Genomic DNA, 1,767 nt, shown 5'->3' with positions numbered 1-1,767 from the left:
CCTGTGTCGTCCGAAAACGTGAGGGCAGCTGTCCGGTCTGCGGCCAACTGTGTGAGACGAGAGGAACTATTAGAGCGGTTTTCGCGGTCGGCGCTCAACGGAATGCCCTTATCGGACCGGAGCGGCGCCGCCCACGCCACACGCACCGTGCCACACGCAGCTACCACCCCGCGCGATATTGGTGCATTTCATTGAGCGACAACTTGGCGAACCTCGGTCTCCTTCGCCGCGGGCCGTTCTCCGATGGTTTCGCCGACCTGCTGGCACCGCCGCTACGACGTAGCCTGTGTCGTCCGAAAACGTGAGGGCAGCTGTCCGGTCTGCGGCCAACTGTGTGATCGCTGATCAAGAAGACCTCACAGGCCGTCAAACGGAAGCGCATTTCCCTGTCGCGTTGGTCTTGACCGAGCCAGAGTGAAAGGCTACATTGATTCGATTGAGTTAGGTAAAGCGATCCGTCCGGCACCAACACCTCCGGCGGACTTCCGGACCGGATCGCGGACGGGAACCATCCCCGCGGGCAGCGCACCGTCGATCGCTGGTTTGATCCCTCCGCATTTGCCGAGCCCCCGGAGGACCGCTTCGGCAACCGCGGCATCAACGTACTGCAGGGACCTGGCTTGAATGTTCACCAGCGGTGACCATGAACATTGACCCCAACTGGGCTCTTGAAACGGCGTTTGCCGAAATTTCGAGCCGTTATCGGCCGGGCTCGTATTGGCACGGCCGCACGAGAAACGTGCTCCTGCAGATGTGGGGTGAAGTTGTCGGCCGGACTCGGGCTACGACAGAACTCGCCGCGTTGATCGGGAAGTGTGGCTCTAGGAACAAGTTCTCTAAGGAGTACTCGATCTCCAGCGGACCTCTTGCTGAGCTTGAGGCGCATTTCGCGGCACTCCCACCTGATCCAGAGCCGAAACGTAACCGGCTGAACGCAGGCGATCGGGTAGGGCCGTGGAAGTTGCTGGCCCGTCTGGGTCGCGGCGGAAACTCGGAGGTTTGGAGTGCCACATCAGATACCGTTCCTGACGCGGCCGTGAAGATTCCGAACGGAGGACGGAATTCGTTGCGGCGCTTCGCGGGCGAGCTGACACTCATGGGCAAACTGAACGGCACGAAGGGTGTCATGCCGCTGATTGCGGGGGCAAACGACGAGGGGCACATGCCCTGGCTGGCCATGCCCATTGCGAAGCCAATCATGTCGGCGCTCGATGAAGACGACCCGCTTTTCGTGTTTACAGGAACCATTCAAGTTCTTGAAACGTTAACGAGCCTGCATGGGTCTGGCATCAGTCATCGCGACATCAAACCTGACAACATCTACCTCCTTGATGGCAGTTGGGTTCTGGCTGATTTTGGGATCGCGTCGTTCCCTGGAAAGGAGGCGCTCACGGAAGCCGGTCGCAAGCTCGGTCCGATGTTCTACATCGCGCCGGAGATGCTCACCTCTCCCGATACGGCTGACGGCAGACCGGCAGACATCTATTCGCTCGCGAAGACGGTGTGGGTTCTTCTCTCCGGCCAAACGTATCCACCCCCGGGCGAGCAACGCGCCTCCGTCGAGGGGCTTCGCATCAGCTCGTATGTCGATCTGGAATGCGGAGCGAAACTGGACGAGCTGCTTGAGGAGTGCACCCGCCACGATCCGCACGACCGGCCCAGTGCGGCGTTATTGTGCGAGCGATTGACCAAGATGCTGCAATGACCTTCACCACTTCCTTCTGAGGGCGGGGACAGCGGCGATACCTTTAGAGACGCGGATGGTCA

General features: G+C 60.4%; 1 protein-coding gene. It reads left to right on the top strand.

Annotation, left to right across the window (positions count from 1 at the left end; all coding sequences use genetic code 11):
• Window positions 1-637: 637 nt before the first annotated feature.
• Window positions 638-1,705, top strand: coding sequence for a protein kinase (locus GEV06_28450; GenBank protein MPZ21782.1), 1,068 nt, complete (start codon window positions 638-640; stop codon window positions 1,703-1,705).
• The last annotated feature ends 62 nt before the right edge of the window (window positions 1,706-1,767 follow it).

This window comes from Luteitalea sp. (assembly GCA_009377605.1).
Lineage (GTDB): Bacteria > Acidobacteriota > Vicinamibacteria > Vicinamibacterales > Vicinamibacteraceae > WHTT01.
Note: the sequence above shows the minus strand (reverse complement) of the source record. Positions and strands in the feature narration are given on the sequence as shown.